Annotated in this window: 14 protein-coding genes; all 14 read left to right on the top strand. The window is 44.3% G+C overall.

Going from position 1 to position 17673, the window contains the following annotated elements; translation table 11 throughout:
* Positions 1-220 precede the first annotated feature (220 nt).
* Complete coding sequence (locus tag BR30_RS34630) at positions 221-2296, top strand: (Fe-S)-binding protein (RefSeq protein ID WP_035446148.1); 2076 nt, start codon at positions 221-223, stop codon at positions 2294-2296.
* A 17-nt stretch (positions 2297-2313) separates the two neighbouring features.
* Complete coding sequence (locus BR30_RS0126525) at positions 2314-4050, top strand: thiamine pyrophosphate-requiring protein (RefSeq protein WP_051633790.1); 1737 nt, start codon at positions 2314-2316, stop codon at positions 4048-4050.
* Between the two features lie 112 nt (positions 4051-4162).
* The gene (locus tag BR30_RS0126520; RefSeq protein WP_026567669.1) at positions 4163-5182 is read left to right on the top strand and encodes a tripartite tricarboxylate transporter substrate binding protein; all 1020 of its coding nucleotides are present in this window, start codon (positions 4163-4165) and stop codon (positions 5180-5182) included.
* 92 nt (positions 5183-5274) lie between these two features.
* Entirely contained in the window at positions 5275-5727 is a 453-nt protein-coding gene (locus BR30_RS0126515; protein ID WP_026567668.1) for a tripartite tricarboxylate transporter TctB family protein, read from the top strand.
* Between the two features lie 12 nt (positions 5728-5739).
* Positions 5740-7245, top strand: coding sequence for a tripartite tricarboxylate transporter permease (locus BR30_RS0126510; RefSeq protein WP_026567667.1), 1506 nt, complete (start codon positions 5740-5742; stop codon positions 7243-7245).
* A 45-nt stretch (positions 7246-7290) separates the two neighbouring features.
* Positions 7291-8739 (top strand): aldehyde dehydrogenase family protein, encoded by a 1449-nt coding sequence (locus BR30_RS0126505; protein WP_035446146.1) that lies wholly within the window; start codon positions 7291-7293, stop codon positions 8737-8739.
* Between the two features lie 110 nt (positions 8740-8849).
* Positions 8850-10007 carry an MFS transporter gene (locus BR30_RS0126500; RefSeq protein ID WP_231507817.1) on the top strand — a complete coding sequence of 386 codons (1158 nt, stop codon included), beginning with the start codon at positions 8850-8852 and terminating at the stop codon, positions 10005-10007.
* A 169-nt stretch (positions 10008-10176) separates the two neighbouring features.
* The gene (locus BR30_RS0126495; protein ID WP_026567664.1) at positions 10177-10947 is read left to right on the top strand and encodes an electron transfer flavoprotein subunit beta/FixA family protein; all 771 of its coding nucleotides are present in this window, start codon (positions 10177-10179) and stop codon (positions 10945-10947) included.
* Between the two features lie 56 nt (positions 10948-11003).
* The gene (locus tag BR30_RS0126490; protein ID WP_026567663.1) at positions 11004-11975 is read left to right on the top strand and encodes an electron transfer flavoprotein subunit alpha/FixB family protein; all 972 of its coding nucleotides are present in this window, start codon (positions 11004-11006) and stop codon (positions 11973-11975) included.
* 24 nt (positions 11976-11999) lie between these two features.
* Positions 12000-13193 (top strand): CaiB/BaiF CoA transferase family protein, encoded by a 1194-nt coding sequence (locus tag BR30_RS0126485; protein ID WP_026567662.1) that lies wholly within the window; start codon positions 12000-12002, stop codon positions 13191-13193.
* A 10-nt stretch (positions 13194-13203) separates the two neighbouring features.
* Positions 13204-14172 (top strand): hydroxymethylglutaryl-CoA lyase, encoded by a 969-nt coding sequence (locus BR30_RS0126480; RefSeq protein WP_026567661.1) that lies wholly within the window; start codon positions 13204-13206, stop codon positions 14170-14172.
* A gap of 42 nt (positions 14173-14214) precedes the next feature.
* Entirely contained in the window at positions 14215-15375 is a 1161-nt protein-coding gene (locus BR30_RS0126475; protein ID WP_026567660.1) for an acyl-CoA dehydrogenase family protein, read from the top strand.
* Positions 15376-15404: 29 nt separating this feature from the next.
* Complete coding sequence (locus tag BR30_RS0126470) at positions 15405-16211, top strand: enoyl-CoA hydratase/isomerase family protein (RefSeq protein ID WP_231507816.1); 807 nt, start codon at positions 15405-15407, stop codon at positions 16209-16211.
* Positions 16177-17640: an MmgE/PrpD family protein gene (locus BR30_RS0126465; RefSeq protein ID WP_026567658.1), complete on the top strand. Its 1464-nt coding sequence runs from the start codon at positions 16177-16179 to the stop codon at positions 17638-17640. Before BR30_RS0126470 ends, BR30_RS0126465 begins: the two co-directional genes overlap by 35 nt.
* Positions 17641-17673: the final 33 nt, after the last annotated feature.

Raw genomic sequence — 17673 nt, 5'->3', positions numbered from 1 at the left:
ACGGATGCTACTATAAACGTAAAGATATAGAATTTTTCGAATAATCAAAAACGGAAGGTGTTTCCTAACAACAATGGTTGGAGATATTCCAGCAAAAGACCGTGCGCATGGTTGCAAATGCAAGAATTATGAGTTAAGGAAACAATGCCCCATTCAATCCTAAGTGTAAAGAATACGGTTGGTGGAAGCATCAGAGAGAGTAAGGAAAGGGAGTGCATTGGTGCTAGTATATTTGAATTTTGCAGCTGTTCTAGCGGTGACAGGATATGCGTTGTATTTATTTTTCCAAATCGTATACAGTCGGTATTTGTTTGTGAAGCTCGGTAAGAAACCTACTTTTGAACTGAACCTCAAAGAACGATTGAATAGCGTGTTAGTCAATGGGTTTGGTCAAAGGAAATTGTTTAAAGACAAGAAAAGCGGTTTGATGCATTTTATCTTGTTCTATGGTTTTTTCATCATCCAAATAGGGCTCATTGAAATCATTATCAAGGGATTTATCATAGGGTTCGAATTCCCTTTCGGTGCCGCGCACAAATATTTCAGTCTCATGCAGGAGTGGACAACCTTCCTCATGCTCTGCGGTGTGGCATATGCTTTTTACCGTCGTTATATAGAAAAATTAAAGCGCTTGCAAATCAGGAGAGATGTCAAAGCGGCTGTGGTCATCATTGCTCTAACCACGTTGACTGTGTCCATCCTGCTGACGCTGGGGTTTGAAACCGTGATGCTCGGGCATGAACCGGATTTCGTCTATGCCCCATTTTCCGGAGTGGTTGCGACAGTGTTCTCTGGGATGGGCACGACGGCAGGAACAGTATTCTTCTACGTATTTTGGTGGGTGCACTTGCTGACAGTGTTGTCCTTCATGGTGTTTGTCCCGCAGTCGAAGCAGGCGCATGAGCTATTCGCGTTGTTCAACTTGTTTTTCAAGAAAGTCGGGCCTGTTGGAAAATTGAGGAAGATCGATTTTGAGGATGAAGAGGCTGAGGAATTCGGCGTTGGAAAAATCGAGAATTTTACCCAACAGCAGCTAATCGATCTGTACGCCTGCGCAGAATGCGGACGATGTACAAATATGTGTCCTGCTTCCGGCACAGGTAAGACCCTTTCACCAATGGAACTCATTTTGAAAATGCGAAACCACCTGACGGAAAAGGGAGCTTCAATCACATCGCGTACACCTTGGGTGCCGGCCTTTGCTTTTAAGGATGCGAAAGCCAATCAATTTGCTCTACTAGCGAGAATGGATGTAAATTCCGAGGTGGCGGCTACTGTAGAAATGCCAAACCTGATTGGGGATGTCATCACGGAAGAAGAATTGTGGGCCTGTACGACATGCCGCAATTGTGAAGATCAATGTCCGGTGATGAATGAGCATGTGGATAAAATTATAGATATGCGAAGATTTTTGGTCATGACACAAGGGGAGATGCCGACTGAGGCTTCACGCTACTTCAATAATATCGAGAGGCAAGGAAATCCTTGGGGCACGAACCGCAATCAACGCATCAAATGGCGGGAAGGTATGGAGGATATCATCAAAACCGTTGATGAGACTAGTGAATTCGATGTTTTATTCTGGGTTGGTTCGATGGGCTCGTTCGACATCCGCAGCCAAAGGATTGCCCGATCCTTTGCCCGTTTGATGCACAAAGCCGGTGTGAAATTTGCGATTCTCGGCAATGAAGAGAAGAACTCCGGGGACACGTCACGCCGGATGGGGAATGAGTACTTATTCCAGGACTTATGCACTCAAAATATTGAGACGTTCCAGACGTACGGTGTTCGCAAAATTGTGACGACCGATCCTCATGCATTTAACACCTTTAAAAATGAGTACCCGGAATTTGGGCTGGAAGCGGAAGTTGTCCACCATACCCAACTTCTGGCTGATTTATTGAAGGAAGGCAAACTCAAGCCAACTAAGAGGGTTGAAGAGAAAGTGGTCTATCATGATTCTTGTTACATCGGACGCTACAATGATATCTATGGTTCGCCAAGGGATATCCTGCGTGCGATTCCGGGAATGGAGCTGCTCGAAATGGAGCGAAATCGGGAAAATGCACTCTGCTGCGGTGCTGGCGGAGGCAGGATGTGGATGGAAGAGCGCGAAGGGGCGAGGGTGAATATAGCCCGGACAGAAATGGCGCTTCAAGTGAATCCGACGGTCATCGGCAGCAATTGCCCTTATTGTTTAACGATGCTTTCCGATGGCACAAAGGCCAAGGAAGTTGAAGAACGGGTGCAGACGCTTGATATTGCTGAAATCTTAGAAAAATCAGTTGAATTATAAAAAAAGGAGACGAATTCATGAACGATGAACACAAAATCGATCGTTACGCTGCTGCGGACGCTTTGATGGAAGCGCTGCAAGAAGTCGGAATTTCCTACCTATTTTGCAATCTAGGCAGTGATCATCCTTCGATGATTGAGGCCTTAGCGAAGGCCAAGGTGGAAGGGAAGGAACTTCCTAAGGCCATCATTTGTCCGCATGAGAGTGTGGCTTTATCCGCAGCTCAAGGGTATACGATGCTGTCTGGCCAAGCTCAAGGCGTGATTATTCATACGGATGTGGGAACGCAAAATCTGGGAGGAGCTGTTCATAATGCATTCCGGGCTCGTGTTCCGGTGTTCATTTTCGCTGGAGAAACACCGTTCACCATGGACGGAGAGCTTCCAGGCAGCCGCAATTCTTATGTTAATTACCTGCAAAATGTATACGATCAGCGTGGAATCCTCAGGTCCTATGTCAAATGGGAATCAGATATCAGAACGGGAAAGAACGTTAAACAGCTCATTTACAGGGCGATGCAGATGGCCCAAAGCGATCCGGCCGGACCCGTTTATTTGACCGGAGCGAGAGAAGTTCTAGAGGAAAATGTGGAAAAGCTGCCGGATTCTTGGGGAGAATGGGCGCCAATCGAACCATCCTCCATCCCTAACTGGGGTCTAGACGAAATTGTAAGGGCTTTATTAGAAGCCCGAAACCCACTGGTGATTACTTCCTATTTAGGCAGAATGACAAAAGCGGTCCCGCAATTGGTTGAGTTTTGCGAAAAACTAGCGATACCTGTGGTGGAGCAAATTCCTACTTACGTAAATTTCCCGAGGGACCATTCTCTGCATCTGGGGTACGATCCGAACCCATTTATACCTGGAGCGGACGTCATTATCGCCATTGATACAGATGTCCCTTGGGTCACTACACAAGTTCAGCCAAAGAATGATTGCAAAGTCTACTATATTGATTTAGATCCAATCAAGGAAGAAATCCCACTATGGCACATTCCCGCGATGAAAAATTATCGAGCGGATGCTTATGCCTCCTTACTTCAATTAAATGACGCTTTAGCCAAGAGCGATATTAATGAGGAGCAAGTACAAGAACGGTATCTCCGTTTAGCGAAGCACCATGTTAAGCAACGTGAAGCCTGGAAGCAGGAAGCCCAGGTAAATGGAAATACGATTTCGCCAGAATGGCTAACGGCTTGTTTAAGGAAAGTGGTGGACGATGAGACCATCATATTAGATGAGACGATTACGAATACCATGACGGTAGCCAAACATTTGCCGCGCTCCAAAGAGGGCACCATGTTTACAAGCGGCGGTACATCCTTGGGATGGAATGGCGGAGCAGCCATTGGAATGAAGCTTGCAGATCCAACGAAAACGGTAGTGACCTTAACCGGTGACGGTTCATATTTATTCAGCGTTCCGTCATCCGTTCATTGGATGTCACGCAGATATCAAGCTCCATTCTTAACCGTCATTTACAACAATGAAGGTTGGAATGCAACGAAGCTGAATCTATTAAAGCGGTATCCGGAAGGTATGGCCAAACAAACGGACAGTTACTGGGTGAATTTTGATCAATCTGCCGATCTTGCAAAAATAGCTGAAGCGGCAGGTGGGGCATACGCCAGGATGGTGACAGATCCAAGGGAGTTACCTGAAATATTACAGCAGGCCATGAATGAAGTGAAAAACGGGAAATCAGCTGTGGTGGATGTCCGCCTGGCCAAAATATCGAATCAGAAAGATTATTAATCTACGTTTTTCTGAGAGTTTGATTTCATTGGGAGGTGATGAACGGTTAAATAAGTGTGTTTTTTAAACTGTGAAAGCTGTGAAATTTTTTAAGTAGGGGGAAGGTTGAAGAATGAAAAAATTCGTTATGCTTTTTTTGTCAGCTTTACTTATTGTACTGGCAGGTTGTTCTGACTCTTCAAAATCAACGGGTTCGAATGCAGCTACGGCAGCCAATAATGAAAAACAGACCAAAATCGAGTATCCTAAAAGACCGATTGAAGTACTCGTGCCATTTGCTGCGGGCGGCTCTACAGACATTGGTGCCCGAATCCTGGAAAAATACCTACCAAAATATTTGCCAGATGCCCAGCTAGTGATTGTGAATAAACCAGGTGGCAGCGGCTCAATTGCGATCACGGATTTGTTTAACGCCAAGCCTGATGGATACACCCTTGCAATGTCTACACACCGTGCTATTTCCATGCAGCCTTTGTATGGGAATGTGAAATACTCATATGACAGTTTTCAACCCATCGCAAAAGTATTCGGCAACCAGCAAATCATGATTGTGAAAGCAGATGCTCCTTGGAAAACGTTTGAAGAATGGCTTGATTATGTGAAGAAGAATCCTGGTAAATTTTCATATGGTGTAGCTGGGGGGATTGGATCAGGGGCTCATCTACCAATGGCAGAATTGGAAAAGATGGCAGACCTTGAAGCAAAGGCGGTGTCATTTGAAGGCACGCCTCCAGCAATCACAGCAGTTCTAGGCGGTCATGTTCAAGGGGCTATGGTACAGCCGAGCGATGCCAAGGCGCTTATTGAATCTGGAGAGCTCCGTGCAATATTTAATGCCGCAAGTGTACCTGTTCCATATTTTCCAGATATTCCTTTGTTGAAAGATAAAGGCTTCGATATTGCGATCGATAGCAATACCTCGCTTTTCGCACCGAAGGGTGTGCCAAAGGAAATCGTTAAGATGCTAGAAGAAGCGGTTAAGAAAACAATGGAAGACCCTGATGTGTTAAAAGAATTCGAGAAGGCCTCTTTACAGACTCAATATGGTAGTCCTGAGGTTGTCCAAAAAGAGGTAGATGGAGAGAATGTAAGATTTGGCAAAATGTTAAAAGAACTCGGTCTAATCAAATAAAACTGCGTTATTGAAGCATCAGTGGGTTTTCAGGTTGATTCCTGAATGCCCACCATTTTCAATTTGTTCATGGAAGGGGATAAAATTCAATCATGAGTAATTACAGGTCAGGAATATGGGCTGGTGCAGTCATTTTCCTTCTAGCTCTTTTCTTGTTTGTACTGTCCTTGCAGTATTCCTATTCTAGTGCTCTTGGACCGGGACCGGGCTTCTTTCCTACTTGGTTAAGCGGTATCCTGATGCTCCTCGCGATTTGGTATATTTATGACAGCGTGAAAGGGAAAAATGCAAGCAGTGAATCGTGGCCAACTGGACGTTCTCTAAAACATATTTTGTTTATCATTATCAGTTTGGTCCTTTTCGTAATACTCTTTTCATTATTCGGATTCCTACTTGCGGGTGTTATTTTTTTGGCCATGTTGTTCTATAAAGAGTATAAATGGTACACCACCTTATTGATGTCTGTCGGAATAACAGTATTCATTTACTGGATGTTTAATACCATCTTAAAGGTGTACTTACCTTTAGGCGGGATACTATTTTAGGGGGACAGTTAAATGGATTCATTGTTATTGCTTTTGCATGGATTTGAAACGGCTATGAGCTGGTCAAATCTTCTTTACTGCCTAATTGGTGTAATGCTTGGGATGGTCATCGGTGTACTCCCTGGTCTTGGTCCGGTATCTGGAACTACTTTACTTATTCCTCTTACTTTCGGGATGGAACCAGTCTCTGCTATTATTATGCTTTCCGGAATCTTTTATGGTTCGATGTATGGAGGAACGATTACCTCTGTATTAGTGAACGTGCCAGGTGAGGCGGCATCGGTCATTACATGTATCGACGGGTATGAGATGACAAAGAAGGGGCGTGCGGGTGTAGCTCTTGGAGTGTCTGCAATTGGTTCGTTTATCGGCGGGATTGTTGCTGTAACAGCACTTACATTTGTGGGTCCTGCTCTGTCTAAATTTGCGTTGAAGTTTGGTCCTCCGGAGTTCTTTGCAATTATGCTGCTTGGCATGCTGATGATTGTGGCATTGATGGGGAAGTCTTTGGTCAGGGGATTAATTGCTGCATTCCTCGGTTTATTGCTGGCCATGGTAGGACAAGACATGGTCACTGGAGAATTCCGTTTCACATTTGGCTCCATAGAGTTGATGGATGGAATTGATTTTGCAGTCATGGCCATGGGTCTGTTTGGAATTTCCGAAATTTTGCTGAATGCAGAAAACCCAGCAAAAGTTACCAAACCAGAAAAGGTCAAAGGTCTTCTTCCTAGGCGGGATGAATGGGGAGCAACTCTAAAATCTATCGGAAGGGGAACTGGCATAGGAATGCTTCTCGGAGTCATTCCAGGTGCAAATTCCATTATCGCGTCAACCTTTTCCTACATTGTAGAAAAAAAGGCAGCGAAGGATCCATCTCGCTTTGGAAAGGGAGCAATCGAGGGGGTAGCCGGCCCTGAAACGGCGAATAACGCTCACAGCGGTGCGGCTTTAATTCCATTATTTTCACTAGGGCTGCCAAGCTCGCCGACCATGGCGGTTATTTTAGGAGCATTCATTATGCACGGATTAACGCCAGGGCCAGCCCTGTTTACGAAAAATCCGGACTTTGTTTGGGGTCTGATTGCCAGTATGTTTATTGGGAATGTTTTATTACTAATCATGAACATGCCATTAGTAGGTATGTGGGCCAAAATTGCGATGATACCGTATAAATTATTGTTTCCGATTATCCTGATGGTCATCTTGGTTGGGACCTACAGTCTAAATGGCAGCCTTTGGGATGTTGGGATGATGCTGATTTTTGGGGTTATTGGTTATATCATGAAAAAATTGGATATCCCGATGTCCGCGATGATTGTAACTTTTATATTGGGATCACAATTGGAGACATCCATGCTGCAATCCTTATCTATTTCAACTGAAGGTTTTCTTATCTTTTTTACGCAGCCAATTTCAGCCGTTATCATGGGCATTGCCCTCATTATATTTGCCATTAGCGTCTATAGCGGAGTAAAAAATAAGCGTGGGAATCTGGCAGACGATGTTGAAATGTAATATTGGAGCGAATGAAATTGAAATGGACATAGCGAGGTGAATCACATGAAGGTGAACTTGTTTATCAACAATGAAGATGTGACAACAGAGCATTATGATGAAGTGAGGAATCCAGGCAGATTAAGTGAAGTAGTTGGCTATATCGCCAGAGGAGATGCAAGCCATATTGATGGAGCTGTGCAGTCTGCGCATCGAGCCTTCCATTCCTGGAGCCAAACTTCACTTGAAGAAAGAATGTCAATCTTATTGAAATCTGCTGAAGAAATTGAGAGAAATGCGTCTTTCATCGCCTGTGTGACGGCTAAAGAAAACGGCATTCTGCTTGGCAGAACGGTTGATGAGGTCAAATTAGGCTTGATGGATATGAGAAATATGATAGAATTGGCGCCTTCTGCCTTTCAAAATCGGATTATAGAGGATGAAAGCGGTTGGGTCAGCGTAGTGAAGAGGCCGATTGGGGTGATTGCTTGTATCGTTCCTTGGAACGCCCCTATCATTCTGACCTTACAAAAAATAACGCCCATCCTTCTTGCGGGCAATACAATTGTAGTAAAACCGTCTCCAACTGCTTCAATGGGCGTAGTAACGTTATTAAGAACTATGGCAGAATTTTTCCCTCCAGGTGTGATTAATTTTGTTCTTGGCGGAGGCGATGTAGGAAGTGCTTTAACCTCGCATCCGCTTGTTCGTAAAATTTCATTTACTGGCGGAGGTAATACTGCAGTGGCGATCATGAAATCGGCAGCTGAAACACTCAAAGGGGTTCACTTTGAGTTAGGGGGGAACGATCCAGCGATTGTACTAGACGACGCCGATCTGAATGAAGTCGCTCCTAAAATTGTCGAAGGAGCATTCCGAAGAACGGGGCAATTCTGCTTTGCGATTAAGCGAGTTTACGTCCCTTATAGTATGTATGAAGAGTTCTATGAAAAAGTTTGTGAATTAGCAGACTCCTATCAAATTGGGTATCAATTGAATGAAGAGACCACAATGGGTCCTATTAACAACCAACTTCAATATCAAAGGATAAGTGAACTGATCGAAAGACTTGAACATAGCGGGGCAAATTTAGTCAAGTTAGGAAAGCAACTGGAACCTGAAAATTGGGATAATGGATACTATCTTCAGCCAGTTATCGTACGGGATGTCGATCCTACCGCTGAGATTGTGACCTGTGAACAATTTGGTCCAGTGCTCCCACTGATTCCATATCATACGGAAGAAGAGGTTATTCATATGGCCAACAATTCAGAATTCGGTTTGGGTTCTTCCGTATGGTCTTCTGATTTTGAACGTGCATTAGATGTTGCGAACCAAATAGAAGCGGGAATGACATTCATTAATGGTCATGGACAAACACCATTAGGTTCAAAATACATCCCGTTTGGTGGAATCAAGCAAAGTGGTATTGGTAGAGAAAAGTCCATCGAGGTTTTTGATGAATTTATTGAATATCATGGGATTAATTTCCATAAAAAAATTAATGTTTGCTAGTTTAAAAAAAGCTCTCCAGATTTGGGGAGTCCTTTTTTATTTACCATTCTTTTTGGCTTTATACCTCTATCTTGGCGGTGAATCTATTGAATTATTACATTATTATTCTGATGAATACGATCCTTATCACGACGATTACGGGAATCAAGCCTGTTGTTTCTTTATACGCCTACTCCTTAGGTCTTTCACCTCAAGAAATCAGCATGATTATTGCTAGTTCTGCTATCTGTCCGGCCCTTTTGGCCTTGCATATTGGCAAATGGGTTGATCATATAGGAACACGTCCCATGGTAATCATCGGGAATGTCATGTATTTGATTTCCTTATTGTTGACTGTCATGTTCCCATCCTTTTTCATTTTTTTAATTCAGCTAGCTATGGTTGGTATTGCTTCTACCTGCCTGATGCTCGCCTTGCAGAAGAGAATTGGCAGCTTAGGAGGTGACATCGATCGGACGGTGGCCAACTATAGTCTGTTTGGCTCAGTTGGCGCAATGATTGGCCCAGTTATTAGTTCCTTTTTGTATGATCACTACGGGTACCATATTTGTATCTTTTTTAATATGTTGCTCATTGCCATCGCATTGAGCAGCGAGATGGGTATGAGGAATTTAGATGGAGAGAACATTCAAAAAACGGATGAGAAACAACAAGCAAATTTGCAGGGAAGAGAATCGATTTGGGCCCTCATGCGAAACCGTGACATGCGGAATGCGATTCTTATAGGAGGGTTGATCTTTTCCTATAGAGAGCTGTTTAGCGTGTACTTTCCTTTGCTTGCCGACAATATGGGCATCACCCCAACCTTGACAGGACTTCTCCTCTCATTCCTCGGTCTGGCCATGCTCGTTATTCGATTTACCCAAACGTCTCTCGTTGGCTCTTTTGGGCGTATGAGAATACTTACGTGGTCTCTTTTCGTTACTGGTGTCATTTATCTAGTTACTCCGTTTTCCCCTTGGATCGTGGTACTGTTTGTGTGGGTTGGTATTTTAGGAGCTGGTCTTGGCCTTGCTCAGCCGCTTAGCACTGCAGCTCTTTTGGAGGAATCCTCATCCGAACGCCGTGGAGAAGTATTAGGAGTCCAGATGATGATTAATCGCGTTTCCCAATTTGCCATTCCGGTCATCTTTGGCGGAATAGGCGGTTTGATTGGGGTTTCAGCTATATTTTGGGGCAGCGGTCTCGTTCTTATGGCCTTTGGATATGTAACACGCCCCTTACCTGTTTATGGTGAAAAGACGAAGAATCAGCGAAAGCATTTGTAGTTTATTTATCTTCGAAAGAATTTCTTTGTTCCCATATTTATATCATATGGGAAGTCTATTTAATAGATATTAGTAATATGTTAAATCTTATGTTAAATTTTAAATATACAGATTATTCAAAAATAATTTTTGAAACGAAAAATGATAATTTTACTTTCAGGAGGTTTACATGAAAATTTTGGTATTGCTCAAGCAAACATTTGACACAGAAGAGAAAATTGTACTTAAGAATGGGAAAGTAAGCGAGGAAGGAGTCAAATTCGTCATTAATCCTTACGATGAGTACGCTGTCGAAGAGGCGGTGGCGATTAAGGAAAAACACGGTGGAGAAGTAACGGTTGTGACGGTTGGCCCGCCACGTGCTGAGGCTGCACTCCGTACGGCTTTGGCAATGGGAGCTGATAAGGCGATCATCGTGGATGATGAATCTGTTTTCGGTGATGAATATATGATTTCCAAAGTATTAGCTATTGTTGCGAAAAGAGATAGTTATGATTTGATTTTAGGCGGATATATGGCGGTTGATGACGGAGCAGCTCAGGTGGGACCACGCTTAGCGGAAGAGTTAGGAATCGTTCATATCTCTACAATTACGAATCTTGAAGTCGAAGACGGTAAAGTAAGAGTGGAAAAAGACGTTGAAGGAGATACCGAAATCATTGAAGCGGCTACACCTGTACTGCTCACTGCACAACAGGGTTTAAATGAACCACGTTATCCCTCACTTCCAGGAATCATGAAGGCAAAGAAAAAACCGATTGAACGGATTATAGCTGCTGACCTAGGTCTGAATATTGAGGAGATCCTTTCGAAAACAGAAGTATCAGAACAATATTTGCCGCTCGAAAAAACAGCTGGAAAAATTCTTCAAGGGGATTTGCCCGAACAGGTCTCTGAGCTCGTAGAATCGCTGCGCTTTGAAGCGAAGGTAGTGCAATAATCTCATTAGATATTAAACATTTTGGAATCTTAAACATTTAAGGAGGAAAGGCATCAATGAGTAAAGATGTGTTAATTGTTGCTGAAAAACGCAATGGTAATTTGAGAAATGTTTCTTTTGAAGCGCTTGCTGCTGCCAAAAAAATAGCTGACGGGGGAAAAGTCACGGCGGTATTGTTTGGGCAAGGGGATAACGGAGATGCGGAGCAGCTGGCGCAATATGGTGCGGATCAAGTCTACTTGGTTACCAACGAGGAATTGAATGATTTTTCAATTGATGCTTATGCGCAAGCGTTCACAGAAGTATTTAATATCGTAAAGCCTGACGCCGTTTTACTCGGTCACACTGCTATGGGGCGTGATTTGGCACCACGGGTAGCAGCTCGTCTGGGATTTGGATTAGTATCTGATTGTACCGAGGTTGAAGTTCAAGGGGATGAAGTGGTCTTTGTTCGCCCGATTTACGCAGGGAAAGCGTTTCAAAAGAAGAAAATCACTAATGGAATTCATTTTGCCACCATTCGTTCTAATAATATCGACAAAGGCGTACCGGATGTGGGGCGTACGGCAGAAACAATCGAACATAAAGCATCCATTACCGATATTCGCACAGTCATTAAAGATGTCGTAAGAAAGACAGCAGGCACCATTGATTTGACAGAGGCTAAAATTATTGTTTCGGGTGGCCGAGGAGTGAAAAGTGCAGAAGGATTCAACCCAATTCATGAATTAGCAAAAGCACTGGGAGCGGCTGTTGGTGCATCCCGTGCAGCTTGTGATGCAGGATACTGTGATTACTCAATGCAAGTAGGTCAAACCGGCAAAGTGGTAACACCGGATTTATATATTGCATGCGGCATTTCAGGTGCGGTTCAGCATTTGGCTGGGATGTCTAATTCCAAAATTATCGTAGCGATCAATAAGGATCCGGAAGCGCCAATTTTCAAAGTGGCTGATTATGGCATTGTAGGGGACCTATTTGAAGTGGTTCCAATGTTGACTGAAGAGTTCCAAAAAGTTCCAGTATAAAGAAAAGAGAGAGGGGAAACGAACATGGCTAATATTCTTTCGGGTCTTACAGTCATTGATGTAACGCAAAACGTTGCGGGCCCGTTTTGTTCACAAATGTTAGGCGATTTAGGAGCGACGGTCATCAAGATTGAACGTCCGGGACATGGAGATGATACAAGGCATTGGCATCCGCCATTATGGGGAGGGGAATCTTCCACCTTCCTGGCGTTAAATCGTAATAAGAAAAGCCTTTGTGTCGATCTAAATCATCCAGATGGGCAGAAAATTGTCCATCAATTATGCGAGACTGCAGACATCTTTATCCATAGCCTGAAGCCTGGAAGCGAAGAATCTCGCGGACTCGGCTATGAGCAATTATCCGAAATCAATCCTTCATTAATATATGCGGCGATTAGTGCGTTCGGAGATAAGGGGAAAATGAAAAACAAGCCGGGCTATGACCCACTTATTCAGGCTTACAGCGGCATTATGAGTTTGACAGGAAATGAGGGTGACGACCCAGCCCGCGTCGGCGTATCCATTGTGGATATGGCAACAGGCATGTGGTCTTTGATTGGTATACTAAGTGCCCTTCACCAACGCAACCAAACCGGCAAAGGCTGCAAAGTAGCAAACAGTCTGTTAGAAACGGGAATTGCATGGGTTACATTACAGCTTTCTACGTACATGGCATCCGGAAATCTTCCGAAGAAGATGGGAACGGGAATGGCGACGACAGCACCTTATGAAGCTTTTAAAACCAAAGGGGACCAATGGGCGATTATCGCTGCGGGAAACAATCGACTGTTTAAAAATTTATGTGCGGCGCTTGAAATGCCAGGGCTAGTCGAGGATCCTCGATTTGAATCCAATTCGACCAGGGTCCAAAACCGTAAAGAGCTTCATCGAATTATAGAAGAAGTCACCTTAGGATATGAAGTGGACGACCTCGTAAACTTAATGGCGGAATACAATGTACCAAGTTGTCCAATCAATACATTGGATCGGGTGCTCCGCGATGAACAAGTGAATGCGCTTGCAATGATTAAACCAGTTGAAGATTTTAGGGTTTCTGATTTCCGAATGGTCGATCTTCCATTCCGAATCAATGAAGAACGAGGCAATCTTCAATCATTACCTCCACTGCTAGGGGAGCATACGGATGAAATTCTTAACTCATTAAATTATTCAAAAGAAATATTGGAGCAGCTCAAGAGTAAGAGCATTGTTGGTTAGGAGGTAGACCATGACATTACCCCAACACGTTGAATTATATGAGGTAGGGCCAAGGGAAGGCTTTCAATCAGAAGCAAGCAAGATTCCCACAGAGGATAAGATTGCCTTCGTTAACTCATTGAGCCAGACTGGACTCAAAAACATTGAGGTTACATCTTTTGTCAGTCCGAAGTGGGTACCGCAGATGGCAGATGCGGAAATGGTGTTAGCAAAGATTGAGAGAATGCAAGGAGTGGCTTATCGAGCAGCATATCTGAATTTGAAAGGGTTGGAGCGAGCGCTAGCCAATAAAGTTACATTGGACGGAAGTCTTGTTCTATCTGCAAGTGATGCCTTTTCGAGGCGGAATATGAATAAATCGACCAGTGAAATGCTGAAAGCGTTGCCAGAATGGATTGAGGCCTATCAGGCAGCAGGAATTCCTGTGAAACAAATGGGATTTATGGCATCCTTTGGCTGCAACTTTGAAGGCTACATATATTTGGATCAATTGCTGAACATCATGGGCAAGGTCATTTCCTTGGCAGAAAGCTATGGAGAACGGATTCAGAAAGTCAAATTAGCTGATACGATGGGGTGGGCCAACCCGGAACAGATTAAGCGAACGGTTCGTGCCATTCAGGATAAATGGCCGGAAATTAATATACATTTGCATCTGCATGATACACGCGGACAGGGTCTCGCTAACGTATACGCTGCGCTACAGGAAGGCCTGTGGGAATTCGATACAGCGGTTGCAGGACTCGGAGGATGTCCATTTGCTGCAGTGAAAGGGGCACCAGGAAACATTTCTACAGAGGATGTCGCATTTCTGTGCGAAGAAATGGGCATTGATACCGGACTTAACCTGGAAGCTTTAGTCGAATGTTCCAAGATGGCTGAACAAATTGTAGGGCGGGAGCTCCCTGGGCATTTGTCCAAGGGCGGGGTTCTTTCAGGAATTAGACCACAAACCTGGATGCAGGTACAAGGATCATAAATTAATAGAAAAAAATAATCATAGAACATGGAGGAATTAAAGATGGATTTTGAATTTTCTGACCTACAAAATGATATTCGCGCCGGTGTGAGAGAGGTTTGTTCCCGGTTTGATTTAGATTATTGGAGACAATCCCATGAGGATCATACCTATCCGACAGAATTTGTAAAAGCAATGAGTAATGCAGGCTGGTTAGGCGCATTGATACCGGAAGAGTATGGTGGCTCAGGGTTAGGTTTTACAGAGGGAGCCATTATCTTAGAAGAAGTCAACCGATCTGGCGGAAACTCTAACCAGGTTCACGCTCAAATGTATACGATGGGTGCACTTCTTAGACACGGCAGTGAGGAACAAAAGCGCAAATACTTGCCGCAAATTGCAAACGGTTCCTTAAGACTGCAAACCTTTGCTGTAACAGAGCCGGATGCTGGTACGGACACAACTAAAATTAAAACATTTGCTGAGAAAAAGGGAGACCGTTACATTATTAACGGCCAAAAAATCTTCATTTCCCGCTTCAATAACACAGATTTGATGCTGCTTCTTGCTCGTACAACACCGCTTGACAAAGTAGAAAAGAGAACACATGGCATCAGCTTGTTCCTGATTGACACCCGTGAAGTTGGAAACGGCATTGAATCAACGAAAATTTCTACGATGCTAGGCGGAGACACGAATCAATTGTTCTTCAACGACCTTGAAGTACCTGAGGAATGCTTAATTGGTGAAGAAGGAAGAGGACTTTACTGCGTGATGGATGGAATGGTCGCAGAAAGGATTCTTGTATCTGGTTCCGCGCTTGGTAATGGTAAGTGGTTTATTGACCAGGCTGTCAAGTATGCGAACGAGCGTGTTGTATTTAACCGTCCAATCGGGCAAAACCAAGGCATCCAATTCCCGATTGCGCAGGCGTATATGGAGCTTCAAGCTGCGGAGGCGCTTATGTATAAAGCAGCAACTAAATTCGATAACAATCTTCAGGCTGGTGCAGAAGCAAATATGGCGAAGTACCTGTGCTCTGAGGCTGCTTATCATGCGGCTGAAGCGTGTATGCAAACGCATGGCGGCTATGCTGCAGCAAACGAGTACCACATCAACCGCAAGTGGATGCAAGCAAGAATGATGAAGATTGCTCCAATCTCTTCGAATCTGATTTTAAGCTATGTAGGTCAGCACGTATTGAAAATGCCAAGATCATATTAAGTAGAAGTCAGGAAAGGAGGGCAAATGCTGTGAGTATAGTGCAAGAATCCTATGAAATGTTGAAGGTTGAATATAAGGGTGAAAATAACGAAATTCTGGTTGTCACGCTAAATAGACCTGAAGTAATGAATGCGATGAATACGAAAATGCTCGAGGAAAGGCTAAGACTTTTCCGCGAACAGGCGTATAACGAAGATTTAAGATGCGTTGTTATTACCGGAGCAGGAGAGAGAGCGTTCAGCACCGGAGGCGATTTAAAGGAACGCAACGGAATGAGCGACGGCACGTGGAAACGACAGCATCATATCATTGAAGACTTGGTTCTGTTGACTCGGGATTTCCCGGTACCTGTCATAGCCGCAGTGGAAGGCTATGCGCTTGCCGGAGGATGTGAATTGGCACTTTCGACTGATTTTATCATTGCTTCGGAAACAGCTGTTTTCGGCTTGTCGGAAGCATTAAGAGGAATTTTACCTGGTGGCGGAGGGCTGCAAAATCTGGCTCGAGCCATTGGGGTACGCCGTGCCAAGGAGCTTATCTATACAGGACGAAAAATTGATGCAGCATTAGCATACGAATGGGGTATGGTCAACCGAGTCGTTTCCAAAGGAAAAGCGCTGGAAACTGCACTGGAATTGGCCGGAATGATAGCAAACACCGCCCCAATGGCAGTAAGAGCGGCAAAAGTCTCGATTAACCAAGGATCTGAAACAGACTACCATACTGCCTACGCTCTGGATATTGCAGCATACAACCAGTTGGTGACATCGGAAGACCGGTTAGAGGGAGTGGCAGCATTTAATGAAAAACGTAGACCAAGATGGAAAAATCAATAATTTCATGACAAGGCTCGCTACCTTTATTACGGAAACATCCTATCATCAGCTTCCAGAAGAAATGGTGGATTTAGCAAAGAGGGCAATTATTGATACGATAGGAGTAGCTTTAGCAGGATGGAATGAACCTGCCGTAGAAAGGGCTAAAAAGGTATATGTCCCGCAGGAGAGCGGGCAGAGCGGTGTCTCCTCTCTTTGGGGGGAGCCTGTGAAGGTTGATTGTGATAAAGCGGCCATCATTAATGGGACAGCCTCCCATGTGTTGGATTATGACGATGCCTCGGTTGGTGTCGTCATCCATCCCAGCGCTCCGATTCTGTCTGCGATAACGCCTCTTGCTGAGAAGCTTAAGAGCTCGGGTAAGGAGGTCATTACGGCCTATAGCATCGGCACGGAAGTCATGATCCGCATTGGGCAGATCATGGGGATACGGCATTACAATCTCGGCTGGCATGCCACCGATACGTTGGGTACGATTGGAGCGGCTGCTGCTTCCTCCTATCTGCTTCATCTCAATGCGGAGCAATGCTCCCATGCCATTGCTATCGCTGCATCGATGACAGGTGGGCTACAGAAGAATTTTGGTTCCATGACCAAGTCGCTGCACGTTGGATTGTCGGCATCACACGGCATTCAGGCGGTAATGCTTGCTGAACAGGGCTTTACTGGGAATCATGATATTTTTGGAAAACGCGGCTTTTTCATGGCCTTTAGCGGCGGGGCCGATGAAGTGGAGCTACTGAACGCGATGAACTCCATCAGATTCGGCGAGCCTTACGATATGTTAGAGGGATTATCCGTCAAGAAGTTCCCTTGCTGCTTTGGTACACACCGCTTTATCCAAGGTGCGCTTGATCTCAAAGAGGAACATCAGTTGAGCTTAGATGCTGTACAGGCAATTGTGCTTCGGGCACAGCCGAGAAGTCTCTTGCCTTTGGTACACTCACGTCCTGTGACAGGATTACAGGGAAAGTTTAGTGCCGAATATACCGTACTTGCAGCGATAGCCGATGGACATGTTAGGTTGAGCAGTTTTGAGGATGAGCAAGTGCAGCGTATCGACATTCAGAATTTGCTACCTACGGTCAAGGTGTTAGATCTGCAGGAATTGGAGGAAGACAAGCGACTCAATCGAAGATTGCCAGTAGAAATAGAAATTAAGACAAAGAATGGTCAAATGTATGAAAAAACGCTTCAACACGCACCTGGTTCCAAAGAATATCCACTAAGCGAAAAAGAGCACCGAGAGAAGTGGATCAGTTGTTTGAGTCATTATGCCCAGTCCTTTCTTGATCATGGCAGCATGGAGCCAATCGCCCATGAACTATATGATCAGGGTTTACGAATCGACACATTCACATGCTTCAGTGATTGGATAAACGAGATACACAACCAATTGAATGATTATAAACAAAAACAAATGATTTGATTTCAATGTAGGAATCAAATGGAAGGAGTATAT

The organism is Bacillus sp. UNC41MFS5 (genome assembly GCF_000686805.1).
The sequence above is the reverse complement of the archived record's forward strand: the minus strand, read 5'-3'. Positions and strand labels throughout refer to the sequence as shown.